This is a genomic window from Howardella ureilytica (genome assembly GCF_054657495.1).
In genome coordinates this window covers 68,628-87,390 of sequence record NZ_BAAHYP010000006.1, presented here as the reverse complement: position 1 = coordinate 87,390, position 18,763 = coordinate 68,628, and the positions used below count along the sequence as shown (strand labels likewise).

Genomic DNA, 18,763 nt, shown 5'->3' with positions numbered 1-18,763 from the left:
AAAGCGGAGAAATAATATGCACTTAGATATAGAATTAAAAAAAAGGGTAGATTATATCAATAAAGTGCTTATTGATAATCTTCCGGAAGACGGCGGGTTTTATTCGCTTATTATCGAGCCTGTGAAATACAGTGTTTCGGCCGGCGGAAAAAGACTCAGACCGATGCTGGTGAGCGAGGCGTTTAAATTATTGAACGGAGATGAATCTCACAGAAAAGTGCTTGAGCAGTTCATGACAGCCATAGAATATATTCATACTTATTCTTTGGTTCATGATGACCTGCCTGCCATGGATAATGATGCATTGAGAAGAGGACTTCCGACCACACATGTCAAATATGGCGAGGATATAGGCATACTAACGGGAGATGCACTTCTTAATTATGCATATGAAATACTTTTTAATGTCTCGTACAGCGTAAGCAAATTAAATAAAGAATACGCTTTAAATGTATTAAAAGCGGGGAAAGAGCTTTCGAGAGCCGCAGGATTGTACGGCATGATAAGCGGACAAACTCTTGATGTTGTAAAAACAGGTCAATCAATAACAAGCGATGAACTGGATTTTATATTTGACCTTAAAACGGGAGCATTAATAAGAGCCGCTTTAAAGATCGGAGCAATTCTTGCCGGATGTTCGGATGATGAATTGTTAAAGATAGAAAAAGCAGGAAAGCTTATAGGTCTTGCGTTTCAAATCAGAGATGATATGTTGGATGAAATAGGAAAAGAAGATGTAATCGGAAAGCCGGTACATTCGGATGCGGATAACATGAAGACGACATATGTATCTCTGTATGGACTTGAAAAGGCTCAGGAAGATGTTGAAAATTATTCTTCGGAAGCCATAGATATATTGAAAAGTTTGGGAAACAATGATTTCTTAACGGAACTTATTACTTATTTAACCGTAAGGAACAAATGATATATGTTTATCCGTATGGAAATTAGAAAGATGTGGATAAATGGTACTAGATAAAATAAATAAACCTAATGATATTAAAAATATCAGTCCAAGGGAATATAAACAGCTGGCTGCCGAAATCAGAAGATTTCTTATTGATAAAATAAGTAAAACCGGCGGACACCTTGCATCTAATCTCGGTGTTGTCGAACTGACCATGGCTCTTCAGATTGTATATGATCTTCCTAAGGATAAGATCATATGGGATGTAGGTCATCAGTCATATGCACATAAAATTCTTACAGGAAGAAAGACGGAATTTGATCACCTCAGGAAGTTCGGAGGAATCAGCGGGTTTCCGAAGAGAGAGGAAAGTGATTATGACGCCTTTGATACGGGGCACAGTACAACATCTCTTTCTGCGGGGCTTGGCATAGCAAAAGCCAGAGACATAATGAATCAGAAATACAAAGTCGTATCTGTTATAGGCGACGGCTCCTTTACGGGAGGTATGGCCTTTGAAGCTCTTAATAACATTTCAAGCGTTAAGGGCAACTACACAATTGTGTTAAATGATAACAATATGTCAATAGCAAACAATGTGGGCGGAGTATCGGAAATATTTAATAATATAAGAACATCCCACAGATATATTGAAATAAAACACAATTTACAAAATATTCTTGAGAAACTACCGTACAGCGAAATGTTAATCAGGAATTTGAAGAAATCAAAGGACAGGATCAGACACAGACTTCTTCCTGGAGAACTGTTTGAATCCTTCGGACTTACATATTTCGGCCCGATTGACGGTCATAATATATTCCAGCTGATCAGAACATTTGAGGCGGCATCCGAAATAAAGGGACCTGTATTTGTGCATGTTAAAACCGTAAAAGGTAAAGGATATGCTCCTGCCGAGGATTATCCTCAGCAATTTCACGGCGTAAGTCCGTTTATTGTGGAAACGGGAGAACCTAAGAAAAAGAATACATCCAAATCATATGCGAAGGTTTTTTCCGAAAAGATATGCGAACTTGCAAGAGAAAATAACAGGATAGTAGGCATAACCGCGGCTATGCCTGACGGTGTAGGTCTTACTGCGTTTTCGGAAGAATTTCCGACAAGGTATTTTGATGTGGGAATTGCGGAACAGCATGCCACAACATTTTCTGCGGGGTTGGCGGCTGCGGGAATGATACCGGTATTTGCCGTTTATTCTTCTTTTTTGCAGCGTGCTTATGACCAGATGATACACGATGTATGCAATCAGAACCTTAAAGTCATATTTGCAATAGACCATGCGGGTCTGGTAGGAAGTGACGGTGAAACACATCAGGGGATTTTTGATATTTCATTTTTGTCATGTATTCCGAATATGACGGTACTTGCACCGATTAATGCGGAAGAACTGAGACAGTCGATCGATTATGCCGTTAATGTTCACAGAGGACCTATTGCTTTAAGGTATCCAAGCGGTACGGCAAGTAACATATTGGAAGATGATATTAAGCCGATAAGATACGGATGTTCAGAATATGTATACGAAGGAAATGAAATTGCCGTCATTGCGGTGGGCAGAATGATGGAAAATGCACTGAAGATACGGGAAAAGCTGAAAAATAAGGGTATAGACGCCACAGTGGTTAATGCACGATTTGTCAGCCCCATAGACAGACAGATTATTAAAGAGCTCTCAAAGAAGCATAAGCTTATTGTTACAATGGAAGAAAATGTTTTGTCGGGAGGATACGGCGAACATGTATGTGAGTATGTCTTAAGTAATGATATAGATGTAAAAGTGCTTCCGATAGCACTTCCCGATGCGTACGTCGAGCATGGAAACATTAACATACTGTTCCACGAATTAGGAATGGATACGGAGTCAATATATAAGAGGGTGGAATCCGCTTATAATAATTTGGTAGGTAATTATGGCAAAGAAAAGGCTTGATGTACTTCTTGTTGAAAGAAACTTAATCGGTTCAAGAGAAAAAGCAAAAGCATTAATAATGGCAGGGAGCGTATACGTAAACGGTCAAAAGGAAACAAAAGCCGGCGATACATTCTCTGATGATTGCGATATTGTCGTAAAAGATGAAAAGCCGCCTTTTGTAAGCAGAGGCGGTTTAAAGTTGGATAAAGCAGTTAAAGCTTTCAATATTGATTTACACGGTATGGTCTGTATGGACATCGGAGCAAGTACAGGCGGTTTTACGGATTGTATGCTTCAAAACGGAGCTTTAAAGGTTTATTCCATTGATGTCGGGCACGGCCAGTTGGCTTGGAGCCTTAGAAATGACAAACGGGTTGTTTGCATGGAAAAAACCAATTTCAGATATCTGACACCGGATGATATAGGTGAACCTATAGATTTTGCAGGTTGTGACGTGTCATTCATCTCCCTTGAAAAAATTCTTCCGGCCGCATATTCAATTATAAAGGACGGCGCAAGAATGGTTTGTCTTATTAAGCCGCAATTTGAAGCCGGAAGAGACAAAGTGGGAAAACACGGAGTTGTAAGAGATATTAACGTTCATAAAGAAGTAATAGAAAATGTTATTGAATTTGCAATAAATTCAAAATTCAATATTATTGGATTGGATTATTCGCCTATAAAGGGACCGGAAGGAAATATAGAATATTTATTGTATTTGGGAAAAGGAGGCAATGTCGGCATAACCGATATGCAAGTTCTCCATGAAAAAATTATTGCGGTAACGGATGCTGCAAATGCTTCGCTTACCTTAATATAATAATTATTCATATTTGTTGTGTTGATGGAGTTAAACGGAATGAGTAGTGATTCGAACAGTAAGAAAATAAAGTTTTTTCTTCTCGCTAATAAAAGGAAAGATGCCGACGGCGCAGCAATAGACAAACTGAGAAGAAAAATTGAATCAATGGGACATATTTGCGAGTGTAATGACAGTAATTCAAACTTGGACAATACGAAGTTTTTATATACAAACCCGGATGATGTTCCCGATGATGTTGACATAATAGTTGTTCTCGGAGGAGACGGAACAATACTTCAAACATCAAGGGATCTTCATGTGCTTCAAAAGCCTATTTTGGGAGTAAATATCGGAACTCTCGGATTCCTTACGGATTGTGAGATGGAAACGGTTGACGAAGCTCTTGAAAGAATAGTCAGCGGAGACTTTAAAATCGACCACCGTATGATGATTTCAGGTCAGGTAATAAGAGACGGAAAAGTGGTATATGAAGACTTTGCCTTAAACGATATAGTAATTAACAGAAGAGGTTCATTGAGAGTAATTGATTTTGATGTTGTGGTTAACAATCAATATTTAAATACATATGTTGCCGACGGTCTTATTATATCGACGGCTACCGGTTCGACCGCATATGCTCTTTCCGCCGGAGGTCCGATAATTGAGCCTACCGCAAAAGATATAATGATAACTCCGATTTGTCCTCATACTCTTAATTCAAGAAGTATTATACTGGATTGTAATGCAGAAGTTACTGTTGTTATGACAGACAGTAAGCAATTGGCTGACGAAAGAGTTGTTACATTTGACGGTGAAACCGGTTTTGCGCTTGTACCGGGAGATAAGGTTGTAATTACAAAACATCCTGAGTGCGCGATATTTGCAAAGACAAGTAAAATAAGTTTCTTGCAGAGAATCAGAGATAAGATGATGGATCATTAAAGTTTTGACTATTGAATTTAAGCAGGAGGATACATGAAGTCTGAACGCCAAAATAAAATAATCGAATTAATCAGAAAAAATAACATTGAGACTCAGGAGGAATTGGCTGACGCTTTGAATCTTGCGGGGTACAATGTTACGCAGGCAACGGTTTCAAGAGATATCAGAGAATTAAATCTTACTAAGACATCCATAGACGGCAAACATCAGAAATATGTAATATATCAGTCTGCGGATATTAACCTGGCTGATAAATATGTAAATGTAATGAGGGATGGATTTATATCCATGTCTGTTGCTCAAAATCTTCTTATTATTAAAACGGTTCCGGGTATGGCAGGTGCGGTTTGCGCGGCTCTTGATGCGATGGACTTGGAAGAGGTTGTCGGTTCCGTTGCGGGAGACGATACTATTATGGCTGCCACATCATCAAAGGAAGATGCCACAGCCCTTAAAGAAAGACTGCACATTGTACTCAAATCAAGAGAGGATATTAATGTTAACTAATATACATATTGAGAACTATGCACTTATTGACTGTCTGGATATAGATATTAACGAAGGTCTTAATATAATAACCGGCGAAACCGGTGCAGGTAAGTCTGTTATACTGGGAGCCGTTAATACCGCATTGGGTGCAAAGGTTAATTCGGATGTAATCAGAGCGGGAAAAGAGTATTCATTTATTTCGGTATCATTTCATATAGATGATATCGCTAAATTGAAAGCTGTTATCGAACCGGATTCAATAGATTTATCGGACGGAGACATAATTATTTGGAGAAAGATTCTGCCTAACAGGTCGGTATTTAAGATAAACGGCGTGACGGTGTCCGCATCACAGGTCAGATCGCTGTCTTCAATGATTATTGACATACACAGTCAGCGTGATAACCTTTTGCTTCTTAAAAGTGAAAATCAATTAAAACTGGTGGATTCATTCGGAGACGAAGAGCTGAATAATCTTCTTGAAAGACAAAAGAAATTATTTGAAGAATATACGGAATGCAATTCGAAAATCGAAAGTATAGGCGATGACGCAGGCTTAAGGGAAAGAGAAATCTCTTTGCTGGAATATGAAATAAAAGAAATAGACGAAGCATCTTTAAGTGTCGAAGAAGATACGGAGTTGGATGAAAAATTCTCTAAACTTTCGTATTTGGAAAAAATAAGAAGAGGAGTTGCGGAGTCATTGCAATTTCTTGAGTCGGGCGATTATAACAGTATTGATCTGCTCGGCAAAGCAATAAAATCTCTCGGCGATGCGGTTAACCACGACAGAGAATTGGTTCAAATATACGATTCTTTGAGAGATGCCGAAAATATTCTTTCGGATGTCGGAGGAGAACTGTATTCCTATATCGGGAATAATGAAATTGATGAAGAAGAATTTTCTCGTATATCAGACAGAATTGATTTATATAATTCTCTTAAGAGGAAATACAACGGAAATGTAAAGGATATTCTTGCGGTACTTGAAGATAAAAAAGAACGACTTGATACCCTTTTAAATTCCGATGAATATATTACCAAATTAAAGAAGAGAATAGACGGCCTCATTAGTGAAATGAATCATGTGTGTCAACTTATACATGACAGAAGAATCGAGATCGCGGAAAATGTTCAAACATCTATTATGTCTGAAATGCGGGATTTGAATTTCAACAATGTTAAGTTTTTGATTGAAGTAAAAAAGAACAATTCATTTTCATATAACGGCTTTGACGATGTGGAATTTTTAATCAGTCTTAATTCCGGAGAAGATGTGAAACCTTTAAAAAATATTGCATCGGGGGGAGAAATCAGTCGTATTATGCTTGCAATAAAAAGTGTAATTGCCGAGAGGGATATTACCGAAACAATGGTATTTGACGAGATAGATACCGGAATAAGCAGCAGGACGGCTCAATGTGTTGCTGAAAAGATGCACAATATTTCAAAATCACATCAGATTATATGTATCACGCATCTTCCGCAAATAGCTGCAATGGCTGACACACATTTTTATGTATATAAGGAAGTAAGTGATAAAAAGACAATCACAGATATGAAAAAATTAGATGAAGAAGCACGGATAAACGAGTTGGCAAGATTTTTGGGCGGAAGTAAAATTACGGAAAATGTTAAAGAAAACGCAAAAGAGATGAAACAGCTTGCCGATGATTACAAGAACAGACAATAATATATTCATAACCGAAGTTTCAAAAAGTGTAAATCTTAAAAGTTTATAATGTAATTATAAATTAAGGATTCACACTTTTTTTATATTATAAAAAGCTATATTTGCTTGATAATTTGTAATACTGCATATATACTGTACTAGTAGTTTGTAAAACAACAGTAATAATTGCGTAACAATTAACCGTCACGTATTTTTGTTACCGAAATTTTAAAATTATATACTTGATGGATTACATGAAGTATTTGGAAAAGGAATTATTCAGTTATGAAATTTTATAAATCTAAGAAACTCGCGAAACTTATTACAATATCGGTTGCAGGTGCCGCAGCTGTGTCAACACCTATGATTTCAACGGTATTTGCCGATGAAGTTAACGATTTGCAGAATCAGAAGAATAATGCTGAATCTGAAATCAACTCTTTACAGGCAGAATTAACCGACGCTTTACAGCAGATTGACAATCTTGAAAGCAAAGCCGCCGATCTTAATAATCAGATGGATAAGGCAAAGGCTGATTTAAAGGTTGCCGAAGAGAAGCAAAAAAAGCAAGAGCAGGATATGAAACTTCGTATTCAGTACATGTACGAGAATAAGAATAAAACCGTTGAAGAAGCGCTTATTACTTCAAGCGATATGAGTGAAGCGCTCAATAAGACGGAATATGCTCAGAAAATGTATGATTATGACAGAAAAGCTCTTAATGAACTTGATGCCACAACCAAGCAGATAAAGGCTCTTAACGAAAAACTTAAATCAGACATGGACGAGCTTGCGGCTTCACAGCAGGAATATCAGGAGAAGAAATCAAAGCTTGAATCGACAATAGCTGATAAGAGAGCTACCGTTCAGAACTTTGATTCACAGATTGCGGCAGCTATGGAAGCAGCAGCTGCAAGAGAAGCAGCAGCACAGGCTGAAGCAGCTGCAAAAGCACAGGCTGAAGCAGCCGCAACAAGAAGTAACGCTGTTTCGGTTGCCGATTCTTCGGATAATTCGGGATATTCCGGTGGTTCATCTTCCGTTACCGAAGGTGATTCATCTTCATCATATTCATCATCCTCAGCCGGAAGTGCTTCATACGGCGATGTGGTTTCAGCCGCAGCAAGCTATTTGGGAACACCGTATGTATGGGGAGGCAACAGCTACGACGGTATTGACTGTTCCGGTCTTGTGCATAACGCGTATGCGGCTGTCGGTATAAGCGTACCTCGTCAGTCTTCCGCGCTTGCAGCTACGGGAAGAGCTGTTTCATTATCTGAAGCTCAGCCGGGCGACATTGTTTGTTATCCGGGTCATGTAGGTATATATGTAGGGAACGGTCAGATGATTCATGCACCTCAGCCGGGTATGTCGGTACAGTATTCGTCAATAAATATTATAGGCGGACCTACAACAATCAGAAGAATTTAATTGATTATATATTTAATCACAATAAAATATCATTAGGGCGTATGACAATAAATTATATATTGGATTTATTGTTGTACGCCTTTTGATTTAATATAAAATATTTAATTATAAAATAATGTTAATTATATGTTATTATTTACATGACGGTTATTAATCAAATTACTTATACATTACTATTTTATAATTAATGTATACAGTTAATTGATTTGTTGTTAAAAAGTTAAATAATTAACATAATATTCAACAAAAACTGTCCGATACGCAGATAAAATACAGATTTATCATAAACGAGGGGGATTATGAAATCTTTTATTATAAAAGCAGGAGCAGTCGGAACTGCCGTTATTTCCGCCGGGACTGCGGTTGTCGGATTAACTGCCGACATTAATGCCGAGTCAAGCAAGGAAATAAACAATAAAATAAATCAATCAAATAATGAACTCTCCGAATTGGAGAATACTCTTAAGAACATCAACAGCGAGATTAACAGATTAGACAGCAAGGCTACAGATCTTATTTCAAAAATGTATGATGTTAACAGGGATTTAGAGAATACACAAAAGGAATTGGATAAACAGTATTCGGACATGAAATATCGAATACAATATAATTATGAAAACGGCAATAAAAGTCTTACCGAGAGCCTTATTTCATCTAAATCATTTGCGGAAGTGTTAAACACCGCGGAATATTATCAAAAGATTTACTCATATGACAGAGGAAAGCTTGACGAAATTAAGAAAACTGCAGATAAGATATCTTCCCTGAAAGAAGAGCTTAATTATCAGATTGCGGAGATGAACAGTGCAAAAGAGGAAATGAGCAACAAACAGAAAGAGCTCGATAATCTGATTACATCAAAGAAATCCGAAATTGAGAAACTGAATACGGAATTTTCAAAAGCTTTACTTGAAGAGGAACAGGCAAGAAAGAAAGCCGAAGAAGAAGCAAAGGCCGCGGAGGCAAAGAGAAAAGCCGAATTGGAAAGAATTGAGCGCGAACAACGGGAGCAGGCTGAAAAAGCGGCTTTGCAGGCTCAGGAAAACAACAAAGAATCATATGACGGGGATAAAGATTATTCAAATTCAACAAATAACTCCTCAAAACCAAGCGGCAATGCTTCTCTCAGAGAACAGGTGGCAAGAAATGCGGCTGCCGGCAATTCAACATTTCCTGCATTACCGGGTTGGTGTGCAGCATGGGTATCAGGTGTATACAGCTATACGGGCATAACGCCTCCGAGAGGAAACGCCATAGATTATTGGCTTAAATGGAGTTCGTCGGGAAGTACAAGCATGAGTAACATACCTGTGGGAGCATGCGTAATCAGTTCGGGATGGGGTGCGGCAGGTGCCGAGTACGGTCATATCGGAATATATCTCGGTGACGGCATGGTTGCAAGTAATGTTGGTTATATAAAAATTCAGTCGATTCAGTCATTTGACTCGGATGCCACTGCTACATGCAGAGGATATCAGGGGTACATCGGTTGGGTATGGCCAAACGGAAATCCTATTTAAAATTTAATATATTGAACAATCTAATCATATATGTTATTATAATATGGTTAGTTGCGGATGTGGCGGAATGGCAGACGCAGCAGACTCAAAATCTGCCGGTGGTGACATCGTGTGGGTTCGACTCCCACCATCCGCATTAGGAATTACAATTTAAATATTTTTTTTAAGCACAGATATAGATATTTCTATATTTGCGTTTTTTTATTTTAACAAGAGGTATTCATATGAGTTCAGAACTTATGCTTATAGACGGTCATAGCATACTCAACAGAGCATTTTATGCCATTCCTCCGTTAAGTGCTCCAGACGGTACTCCAACGGGTGCCGTATATGGATTTCTCAATATACTGTTCAAGTTTATTGATGAAGAAAACCCTGACAAACTGGTAGTGGCATTTGACAGATCTGAACCCACATTCAGGCACGAGAAGTACAATGAATACAAAGGAACCAGAAAGCCGATGGATCCTGATTTAAGAGTTCAGGTTACTCTTATAAAAGAAGTGCTTAAGTCCATGAATATTACCGTTTCCGAAAAAAAAGGATATGAAGCGGATGATATTATCGGAACATTGTCAAAGAGAATGTCTGCAAAGGGCAAAAAGGTAGTCATAATATCCGGAGATAAAGATTTACTTCAATTACTGGATGACAATATCACCATAAAGAATCCTAAAACCAAAGGCGGCAGAACCACGGTTGAAACCTATACCGTTTCAGAACTTTTTGACGAATACGGCGTGACACCGGATGAATTTGTGGATTTGAAGGCTCTTATGGGAGATACGTCCGATAATATTCCCGGAGCAAAGGGAATAGGACCTAAAACGGCAATACCTCTTATTTCAGAATATCATACCGTAGAGAATCTGCTTAATCATATTGATGAAATAAAGTCTAAATCAACCGCTAAAAAAATCGCAGACAGCAGAGATAATATTATTCTAAGCAAATTCCTGGCAAAGATAGACGTCGACGCACCTATAGAAACAGATATTGAAAGCGCTTCGATAAAAGATATCTGCAACGACGATTCCATGGAATTGCTTATGAAATTGAACCTGAAGTCATTTGTTGACAGGTTGAAAAAGAAAGGATATGCGGGCAAATCCGATGATACGGTCATTGAAGCGGCTGACGAAAAAAAGGAAACAAAACATGTTTCAAATGATGATATTGAAGAACTGTTCGGTGAACTGATAAAGGAAAGTGCCGAGCCTGACCGTGAAGAAATCAGCATAGATGACAAAATATTTAATAATACGGGCGCAATGACTGAATTAAACCTTTCGGAGATTCAAAGCTTTGACGAATATTCAAAATTATTCGAAGATGTTTTTGAAAGTATTTCCGACGGCAGAAACGTATCAATCAGTCTGATGAATGACGGAGATAAAGTATTTGTTTCCGTTGCTTTCGGAGAATGCGTATATACGGTCGGAGAGCCGTATCTTTCAAAAGAACAGATATTGAGTACGGTAAGAGAATTATTTAATAAAATATCTCAATCCGAAAATAGAGAATCATTTGCGAAGATATACGTCAATAACGTTAATTTTTTCATTAAAAATTTAGGCTTTGATACAAGTTACGGATTTCCGGTGGACAATATTTTTGATTTGGGACTGGCTGCATATATTATTGATCCCAATACCGGAAATTATTCATATGACATATTGTCTTTTACATACCTTAAGACAGTGCAGGAAACACCGAAGGACCTGAAAAAGGATGTTCAGAAGCAAACCGTATTGGAAGCTTCCGTATTGTTTTACTGCGGAAGAGAGATATATTCCAAGCTTATTTCAGCGGGAGGCGACAGCCTTTATAAAGATATCGAATTGCCGGCGAGTCTTGTTCTTGCGGATATGTCAATGAAGGGAATTCGTGTAAGAGAAGATGAGTTAAACAATTATACTCAAAGACTCACGGACAGAATAGACCTGATAAGAGATCATATAGTTGACGAGGCGGGTATTGACTTTAATATCAGTTCTCCGAAGCAGCTGGGAGAAGTTCTGTTTGACAGACTGCACCTGCCTCACGGAAAGAAAACCAAGACGGGATATTCAACTGCGGCGGATGTACTTGAAAAGCTGGCTTCCGAATATACCATAGTTGCAAACGTTCTGGAATACAGAACACTTACAAAACTGAAATCAACATACGGAGAAGGTCTGGTATCATTTATTGAACCCGACGGAAGGATACACGGTGAATTCAATCAAACGGTAACTGCGACGGGAAGAATAAGTTCATCTCAGCCTAACTTACAAAATATCCCCATAAGAATGGATATAGGCAGGCAGATAAGAAAGGTATTTGTACCTAAAGAAGGATGCGTATTTTTAGATGCGGATTATTCACAGATAGAATTAAGAGTACTTGCCCATATGTCCGGTGATGAAAAATTAATTGAGGCATATAAAAGTGCAAGAGATATTCATACAATGACTGCATCACAGGTTTTTCATGTTCCGGTTGATATGGTAACTCCTGAAATGCGAAGGAATGCAAAGGCCGTTAATTTCGGTATTATATACGGAATAAGTTCCTTCGGACTGAGTAATGATCTTTCCATATCTGTTTCGGATGCAAAAAAATATATTGACAGTTATTTTGAATCATATCCACAGATAAAAACATTTTTGGATAATCTCGTAAAAAGCGCCAAAGAAAAAGGCTATTCGGAGACGATTTTAGGAAGAAAAAGACCGATACCGGAGCTTTCTTCGAAGAATTTCAGGTTAAGATCCTTCGGCGAAAGGGTAGCCATGAACGCTCCGATACAGGGAACGGCCGCAGATATTATGAAGATTGCAATGGTAAGGGTATTTAATGAATTGTATTCCCGAAACCTTAAATCAAGACTTATATTACAGGTACATGATGAATTGCTTATTGAAACTTATCGTGATGAGGTTGATGAAGTAAGAAGTATCTTGGAAGAGTCAATGACGAAGGCCGTTGAACTGAAGGTTCCTCTTATAGTTGAAATAGGAGAGGGAGATAACTGGTTGGATGCTCATTGATAATTGACATTAATTATACAGATATAGGACAATATATGAAAGTTATTGGAATAACAGGCGGTATAGGTTCCGGTAAAAGTACATTCCTTAAAAGTCTGGAAGGAAGAAACGATACGAAGATTGTTTATACGGACGACATTGCCAAATATCTCATGAAAAAGGGAGAAATCGCATATAAAAAAATCGTTTTTTTCTTCGGTGACGACATTTTACTTGAAAACGGAGAGATAAACAGAAACCTTCTGGGAGATATTGTTTTTAACAATAAAAATAAGTTAGCTGTTCTTAACAGCATTGTTCACCCGATAGTTAAAAATGAGATTATTTCCGATATTACCAACCCGGAAACAATAGGAAGATACAGGTACTATTTTATCGAATCGGCATTGCTGCTTGAGTCACACTATGAAAAAATATGTGATGAAGTATGGTATATCTATTCTCCGGAGGATGTAAGGATAAAGAGGTTAGTTCTAAACAGAAACATGACCGCAGAACACATATTGGAGATAATGTCCACGCAGATGTCGGATGTGGAAATCAGGGAAAAATACCTGAGAGGAATTATTCCTCACACAATTGACAACGGAATAAAGGAATTTGACGTTCATCCAAAATTTATTGAAATATCAAATTGGGATGATGAATTAATATCCAAGGATAAATTACAGAGAATTCAGAAATTATTGCTTGATTAATAAGGTGTATGTAATGAATATGCGTTTAATGAGTATTGCCAGCGGGAGCGGAGGCAACTGTACATATATAGGTTCGGACAATACGCATATACTTATTGATGCGGGTGTAAGCAGAAAGCGTATATGTGAGGGATTACAAAAGGCAGATCTTTCAATCAAGGATATAGATGCCGTTTTCTTTACTCATGAGCATTCCGACCACATTGCCGCAGCAGGTGTTCTCGCAAGAAACGACGGGATTGCATATTATACAACGAAAAAAACGACTGAAGAGATATTGAAGAAAAAATCTCTCGGAAGCATTGATAAGGATTTATTTAACATAATCAATAAAGACAGTGATATTGTTATAGGAGATTTAATTATTAATCCGTTTGCCGTAAGTCACGATGCGGCGGATCCGGTAGCTTATACGGTAAGGCATAAGGATGATGCGACTAAAAAGATAGGGGTGGTAACGGACCTCGGAGAATATAACGAATCACAGATTAATATGTTAAAGAATTGCAGAATTCTGCTTGCGGAATCCAATCATGATAAAAAGATGTTGGAAGTCGGTCCGTATCCGTATGAAACTAAGCAAAGAATAATGAGCAGGTACGGTCATCTGTCAAATGATGACTGTTCCGATTTGATTAATCATTTGCTCCATGACAATATAAAAACTCTGCTGCTTGGGCATTTGAGTAAAAATAATAATTATGAATTACTGGCATATGAAACGGTAAGACACGGCATAGACAGCGGCGAACATGAATACAGAGCCAATGATTTTGATATTCGGGTTGCAAGCAGTGATAAGCCGTCCGAAATTATAGAAATATAAACTAAGTAATTAATTATACAAATAGACAATAAGGAGAATATTATGAAAAAGTGTGTTGTTACGGTTGTAGGTCATGATTCTGTAGGTATTATTGCCAAAGTATGTACATATTTTGCGGATAACGGAATTAATATTTTGGATATAAGCCAGACTATTGTTTCTGATTATCTTAACATGATGATGTTGGTTGATTTGAAGGAAAGCACAAAGACTCTTGAAGAAATCAGCGATGAATTAGAAGTATTAGGCAAAAAAATAGGTGTAAACGTAAAAATTCAAAGAGAAGAAATCTTTGATATGATGCATAGAATTTAATTCTCAGTTATATTTATATAACATAATGAAGCAGGAGTTTATAATATTATGATTAATTTATATGAAGTAACCGAAACCAACAAGATGATAGAGCAGGAGAATCTTGATGTTCGAACAATTACGATGGGAATAAATCTCCTTCCGTGTGTTGACGAGGATTTGGATAAAACATGTGAAAATGTCTATAACAGAATAGTTTCATATGCAAAGAATCTTGTGAAAACCGGAGATGATATCGGCAGGGATTTCGGTATTCCGGTAGTTAACAAGAGAGTTTCTGTTACACCTATTGCTCTTGTAGGATCAAGATGCTGTAATTCGGCTGATGATTTTGTGAAAATTGCCAAAGCTCTTGAGAAAGCGGCGGTTGAAACGGGAGTAAACTTTATCGGAGGATATTCGGCACTTGTATCTAAGTCAATGACGAAGGCTGACGAGCTTCTTATTCGTTCGATTCCAAAGGCAATGGCCGAAACGGAACATATTTGTTCGTCCGTTAATGTAGGCTCAACAAGAACGGGTATCAACATGGATGCGGTAAGATTATTGGGTGAAGTAATCAAGGAAGCGGCTGAGTTAACAAAAGACAGGGACTCCATAGGATGTGCCAAGATTGTTGTTTTATGTAATGCTCCGGATGATAATCCTTTTATGGCGGGAGCTTTTCACGGAGTTACTGAAACAGATGCCGTTATCAATGTCGGTGTAAGCGGTCCGGGTGTTGTTAATCATGCTCTTAAGGCTACAAAGGGCGAGGACTTTAAGGTTCTTTGTGAAACCATTAAAAAGACGGCATTTAAGATTACAAGAGTAGGACAGTTGGTAGCTGAGGAAGCGGCGGCAAGGCTCGGCGTTCCGTTCGGTATCGTAGACCTTTCGCTTGCTCCTACCCCTGCAATAGGAGACAGTGTTGCCGAAGTACTTGAAAAGATAGGTCTTGAATGTGTAGGCGCACCCGGAACAACTGCGGCGCTTGCATTACTTAACGATCAGGTGAAAAAGGGCGGAGTTATGGCTTCTTCATATGTCGGCGGATTAAGCGGAGCATTTATTCCGGTTTCCGAGGACCAGGGAATGATAAATGCCGTAGAAAAGGGTTGCTTAACAATCGAAAAGCTTGAAGCCATGACATGTGTTTGCTCGGTCGGACTTGATATGATAGCGATTCCGGGAGATACAAAGGCGACAACCATATCAGGTATGATTGCGGATGAATCGGCAATCGGAATGATTAATCAAAAGACAACGGCTGTCAGAATTATTCCGGTAGCCGGTAAGGGTGTCGGAGACAATGTAGAATTCGGCGGTTTATTGGGTTATGCTCCTATAATGCCCGTTAATAATTTTGACTGCTCTGAATTTATTAACAGAAGAGGAAGAATTCCGGCTCCTATTCACAGTTTTAAAAACTGATTTAATAATTACGGAAAAATAAAAAAAGGTGAATCGATTTCGGTTACATAACAGTGTTATGAACATTATCGATTCACCTTTTTTTAAAATGATTCTCCGGTAAAGCCCGATTCGTAAATATATATTCCGCGTTTAAATTCATCCGGCACGTCAATTCCGAATTGTTCTGCAATAACAAGATTATATAAATTTGAAGCAAATATATCCTCGGCAAGTATTTCTTCGTTGCCGGCAACCTTCGTTATAATCGGAACGAGACAGTCCTTTTTAATGGAATTTAAATATTCCCTTCCCTTTTTATTCATTCCGAGAATTCTTATATACGGAACCGTATCGGGTTTATTGTCGAATACAAAAACCTCTCCGTTTGACGCATCATCAAGATTATCAATGGCATCATTGTCACGCTTTTTCTTTATACCCAGTAAAATATGTATGAGAGCTCTGGAAACGGCGGTGTATGTAAGAGATTTATCCTTTATATTCATTATGGATTCTGTAATTGTTGCTTTGGGTAAATAATTATTGGCAATTCTTCCGGCAAGATTATAACCGATTCCCTCATATTCGCAAAGTCTCTCAATCAGCTCTTTCTTTTTAAAATTTGTTTCATACATCAGTCTGTTTATTTTATATGCAAGCATTTCTTTAAAATCGTCTATGCCCACAGGCATTGCCCGTCCAAAGCTTTCGGACATAATATCCTCTGTTTCGTCCGGTATACTTTCAAATACTTTTTTAAATAAATCATTTCGTATGATTTCATTTAATGAATCATCATCCAAATCCGCGTTATTTTCTATTGTTGCCATAAGTGCGTCAAGCTGCTCGAATATTTCATTTCTTACGGCAAATGAAGAAGCAAAAGCGGCACCGTCGTTTGTTTCGTTAAAAGCTTCGTCGTATGCAAGTCCTGTTCTTTCATAAGTAAAACACTTGATATCATATGCATTTCTTATTACGGATTTAATATATTCTATACCGAGAATATTGTTTGGTGAGGAAAGTAAATTATGAACCTTTTTACCGTCGAAAATGCCCAGGGAAGTTATGGCTGCCTCTCTGGCCGCGGGATATGACATACCTGTCTTAAGATGTTCTCTTATTAAATCACTGAATCCGTCCGGCTCACTGGCAAGAACAGATGCAATTTTTGTTAAAGCGTTGATATTGCCGGATTCGCTTCCGAAACATATACTGTCAACTCCGAGATAATGGAGTATATCAACAGCCCCGGTTGCAAACCCTTCTGCGCTGGCCGTCGCATAGCGAACCGGAAGCTCAACAACCAGGTCAACTCCGGAGTTGACGGCGCTTGCCGCACGAAGATATTTGTCCATAACAGCCGGCTCGCCTCTCTGCACAAAGTCACCGCTCATAACGGAGACGGCAACATCCGCGCCCGAAAGTTCTTTTGACATTTCCAAATGCTTAACATGACCTTTGTGCATGGGATTATATTCTGTGATTAAACCTACAGCTTTCATATATAAACTCCTTAAAAAGATTAAATCAAAGTAATAATTCAATGGTATAACAATGTGAATTCCGTTGTCAAACCATAGGATTATACTATCACATTATAAGAATAAACATTAACAAATAAATACATATATTTAAAAACCTTAATTACAAACTCATAATGTATAAATACTTGTACAATTTGACTTTTCATTATATAATTTACGAATATATTTTAAATTTTGCGGCGTGAATTATATTTCGTTTGCGTTGTTTTCTAAATAAAAAGGAGTATGTGTTATATATGGGTTTTATTGATCATATTAAGGAACTTGCAAGAAAAGATAAAAAGATAATAATTTTACCGGAATCAATGGATGAAAGAATATATGCGGCAACGGAAACCATATTGAAGGAAGATATTGCGGACATTATCATCATAGGTACGGAAGAGCAGATTGCCGAACACGGCAAAGGGTATGATATTACGGGTGCAACAATTATTAATCCGTTTACATATCCTAACAGACAAATGCTTATCGACAAATTTGTGGAGCTCAGATCATCTAAAGGCGTTGATGCGGAAAAAGCAGCTCAGATGATGGATGAAGATTATATGTATTATGCATGTTTAATGTGCAAATGCGGATTGGCTGACGGTGTTGTATCCGGGGCATGTCACTCAACTGCCAATACAATAAGACCTTCTCTTCAGATTATTAAGACAAAGCCGGGAACCGAACTTGTTTCAACTCTTTTCTTCATGGAAACGGTTGTGCCTGAATATGGTCATAACGGAATTTTCTTATTTGCGGACTGTGCGCTTAATCAGAATCCTACTGCTGAAGAGTTGGCGGTTATTGCGGGAACAAGCGCGGCATCATTTGAAGAATTCATTGACGCAGAGGCAAAGGTTGCCTTACTTTCATATTCCACATTCGGATCGGCAAAGCATGAAGATGTGGAAAAGGTACAGAATGCGACGGCTATTGCGAAAGAAAAATACCCTGAATACGCAATAGACGGAGAATTGCAGTTAGATGCGGCCATTGACGCGGAAGTTGCAAAGATAAAATGCGGCGACAGCAATGTGGCAGGTAAGGCAAATGTTCTTGTATTCCCAAATCTTGATGCAGGCAATATCGGATATAAATTGGTTCAGAGACTTGGTAAAGCCAATGCGTACGGTCCTTTGCTTCAGGGAACGGCAATGCCGGTTAACGACCTGTCAAGAGGTTGCAGCGCATCCGATATCGTAGGCGTGGTTGCACTTACGGTAGTGCAGGCTCAGCATAGTTAAGTTTTAAGAGGAGATTAAGTTA

15 protein-coding genes and 1 tRNA gene are annotated in these 18,763 nt (G+C 38.2%); 15 read left to right on the top strand and 1 reads right to left on the bottom strand.

Annotated features, from left to right (window positions below; all coding sequences use genetic code 11):
- The first annotated feature begins 16 nt into the window (after positions 1 to 16).
- The 14 genes from ACYQ1N_RS04280 (at position 17) to ACYQ1N_RS04215 (ending at position 15,980) form a co-directional block, all read left to right on the top strand.
- Positions 17 to 925 carry a polyprenyl synthetase family protein gene (locus ACYQ1N_RS04280; protein ID WP_459833156.1) on the top strand — a complete coding sequence of 303 codons (909 nt, stop codon included), beginning with the start codon at positions 17 to 19 and terminating at the stop codon, positions 923 to 925.
- Positions 926 to 965: 40 nt separating this feature from the next.
- Positions 966 to 2,858: a 1-deoxy-D-xylulose-5-phosphate synthase gene (gene dxs, locus ACYQ1N_RS04275; RefSeq protein WP_459833154.1), complete on the top strand. Its 1,893-nt coding sequence runs from the start codon at positions 966 to 968 to the stop codon at positions 2,856 to 2,858.
- Positions 2,839 to 3,660, top strand: a complete 822-nt coding sequence (locus ACYQ1N_RS04270) for a TlyA family RNA methyltransferase (RefSeq protein WP_459833152.1) — start codon at positions 2,839 to 2,841, stop codon at positions 3,658 to 3,660. The genes dxs and ACYQ1N_RS04270 overlap by 20 nt, the downstream gene beginning before the upstream one ends.
- Positions 3,661 to 3,699: 39 nt before the next feature.
- The gene (locus ACYQ1N_RS04265; RefSeq protein WP_459833150.1) at positions 3,700 to 4,584 is read left to right on the top strand and encodes an NAD(+)/NADH kinase; all 885 of its coding nucleotides are present in this window, start codon (positions 3,700 to 3,702) and stop codon (positions 4,582 to 4,584) included.
- 33 nt (positions 4,585 to 4,617) lie between these two features.
- Positions 4,618 to 5,091, top strand: coding sequence for an arginine repressor (locus ACYQ1N_RS04260; protein ID WP_459833148.1), 474 nt, complete (start codon positions 4,618 to 4,620; stop codon positions 5,089 to 5,091).
- Entirely contained in the window at positions 5,081 to 6,766 is a 1,686-nt protein-coding gene (gene recN / locus ACYQ1N_RS04255; RefSeq protein ID WP_459833146.1) for a DNA repair protein RecN, read from the top strand. The genes ACYQ1N_RS04260 and recN overlap by 11 nt, the downstream gene beginning before the upstream one ends.
- 264 nt (positions 6,767 to 7,030) lie before the next feature.
- Positions 7,031 to 8,176, top strand: a complete 1,146-nt coding sequence (locus ACYQ1N_RS04250; RefSeq protein ID WP_459833144.1) for a C40 family peptidase — start codon at positions 7,031 to 7,033, stop codon at positions 8,174 to 8,176.
- A 299-nt stretch (positions 8,177 to 8,475) separates the two neighbouring features.
- The gene (locus ACYQ1N_RS04245; protein ID WP_459833142.1) at positions 8,476 to 9,696 is read left to right on the top strand and encodes a coiled-coil domain-containing protein; all 1,221 of its coding nucleotides are present in this window, start codon (positions 8,476 to 8,478) and stop codon (positions 9,694 to 9,696) included.
- A 53-nt stretch (positions 9,697 to 9,749) separates the two neighbouring features.
- Positions 9,750 to 9,832: transfer RNA gene (locus ACYQ1N_RS04240), tRNA-Leu, on the top strand.
- Positions 9,833 to 9,920: 88 nt separating this feature from the next.
- Positions 9,921 to 12,728, top strand: coding sequence for a DNA polymerase I (gene polA, locus ACYQ1N_RS04235; protein WP_459833140.1), 2,808 nt, complete (start codon positions 9,921 to 9,923; stop codon positions 12,726 to 12,728).
- A 35-nt stretch (positions 12,729 to 12,763) separates the two neighbouring features.
- Positions 12,764 to 13,426 carry a dephospho-CoA kinase gene (coaE, locus tag ACYQ1N_RS04230; protein WP_459833137.1) on the top strand — a complete coding sequence of 221 codons (663 nt, stop codon included), beginning with the start codon at positions 12,764 to 12,766 and terminating at the stop codon, positions 13,424 to 13,426.
- A gap of 13 nt (positions 13,427 to 13,439) precedes the next feature.
- Positions 13,440 to 14,252: an MBL fold metallo-hydrolase gene (locus ACYQ1N_RS04225; protein ID WP_459833135.1), complete on the top strand. Its 813-nt coding sequence runs from the start codon at positions 13,440 to 13,442 to the stop codon at positions 14,250 to 14,252.
- Positions 14,253 to 14,294: 42 nt separating this feature from the next.
- Positions 14,295 to 14,567, top strand: a complete 273-nt coding sequence (locus ACYQ1N_RS04220; RefSeq protein WP_459833132.1) for an ACT domain-containing protein — start codon at positions 14,295 to 14,297, stop codon at positions 14,565 to 14,567.
- A 48-nt stretch (positions 14,568 to 14,615) separates the two neighbouring features.
- The gene (locus ACYQ1N_RS04215) at positions 14,616 to 15,980 is read left to right on the top strand and encodes a PFL family protein (protein WP_459833130.1); all 1,365 of its coding nucleotides are present in this window, start codon (positions 14,616 to 14,618) and stop codon (positions 15,978 to 15,980) included.
- A gap of 83 nt (positions 15,981 to 16,063) precedes the next feature.
- Here the strand turns inward: ACYQ1N_RS04215 and ACYQ1N_RS04210 are convergent, their stop codons facing one another.
- Positions 16,064 to 17,467, bottom strand: a complete 1,404-nt coding sequence (locus ACYQ1N_RS04210; protein WP_459833128.1) for a tRNA(Met) cytidine acetate ligase — start codon at positions 17,465 to 17,467, stop codon at positions 16,064 to 16,066.
- A 278-nt stretch (positions 17,468 to 17,745) separates the two neighbouring features.
- Here ACYQ1N_RS04210 and pta point away from each other — a divergent pair, with 278 nt between their 5' ends.
- Positions 17,746 to 18,741 (top strand): phosphate acetyltransferase, encoded by a 996-nt coding sequence (gene pta, locus ACYQ1N_RS04205; protein WP_459833126.1) that lies wholly within the window; start codon positions 17,746 to 17,748, stop codon positions 18,739 to 18,741.
- Positions 18,742 to 18,763: the final 22 nt, after the last annotated feature.

Coding starts and splice junctions, on each gene's coding strand:
- ACYQ1N_RS04280 (WP_459833156.1), top strand. CDS start 17: ATGCACTTAGATATAGAATTAAAAAAAAGGGTAGATTATATCAATAAA.
- dxs (WP_459833154.1), top strand. CDS start 966: ATGGTACTAGATAAAATAAATAAACCTAATGATATTAAAAATATCAGT.
- ACYQ1N_RS04270 (WP_459833152.1), top strand. CDS start 2,839: ATGGCAAAGAAAAGGCTTGATGTACTTCTTGTTGAAAGAAACTTAATC.
- ACYQ1N_RS04265 (WP_459833150.1), top strand. CDS start 3,700: ATGAGTAGTGATTCGAACAGTAAGAAAATAAAGTTTTTTCTTCTCGCT.
- ACYQ1N_RS04260 (WP_459833148.1), top strand. CDS start 4,618: ATGAAGTCTGAACGCCAAAATAAAATAATCGAATTAATCAGAAAAAAT.
- recN (WP_459833146.1), top strand. CDS start 5,081: ATGTTAACTAATATACATATTGAGAACTATGCACTTATTGACTGTCTG.
- ACYQ1N_RS04250 (WP_459833144.1), top strand. CDS start 7,031: ATGAAATTTTATAAATCTAAGAAACTCGCGAAACTTATTACAATATCG.
- ACYQ1N_RS04245 (WP_459833142.1), top strand. CDS start 8,476: ATGAAATCTTTTATTATAAAAGCAGGAGCAGTCGGAACTGCCGTTATT.
- polA (WP_459833140.1), top strand. CDS start 9,921: ATGAGTTCAGAACTTATGCTTATAGACGGTCATAGCATACTCAACAGA.
- coaE (WP_459833137.1), top strand. CDS start 12,764: ATGAAAGTTATTGGAATAACAGGCGGTATAGGTTCCGGTAAAAGTACA.
- ACYQ1N_RS04225 (WP_459833135.1), top strand. CDS start 13,440: ATGAATATGCGTTTAATGAGTATTGCCAGCGGGAGCGGAGGCAACTGT.
- ACYQ1N_RS04220 (WP_459833132.1), top strand. CDS start 14,295: ATGAAAAAGTGTGTTGTTACGGTTGTAGGTCATGATTCTGTAGGTATT.
- ACYQ1N_RS04215 (WP_459833130.1), top strand. CDS start 14,616: ATGATTAATTTATATGAAGTAACCGAAACCAACAAGATGATAGAGCAG.
- ACYQ1N_RS04210 (WP_459833128.1), bottom strand. CDS start 17,467: ATGAAAGCTGTAGGTTTAATCACAGAATATAATCCCATGCACAAAGGT.
- pta (WP_459833126.1), top strand. CDS start 17,746: ATGGGTTTTATTGATCATATTAAGGAACTTGCAAGAAAAGATAAAAAG.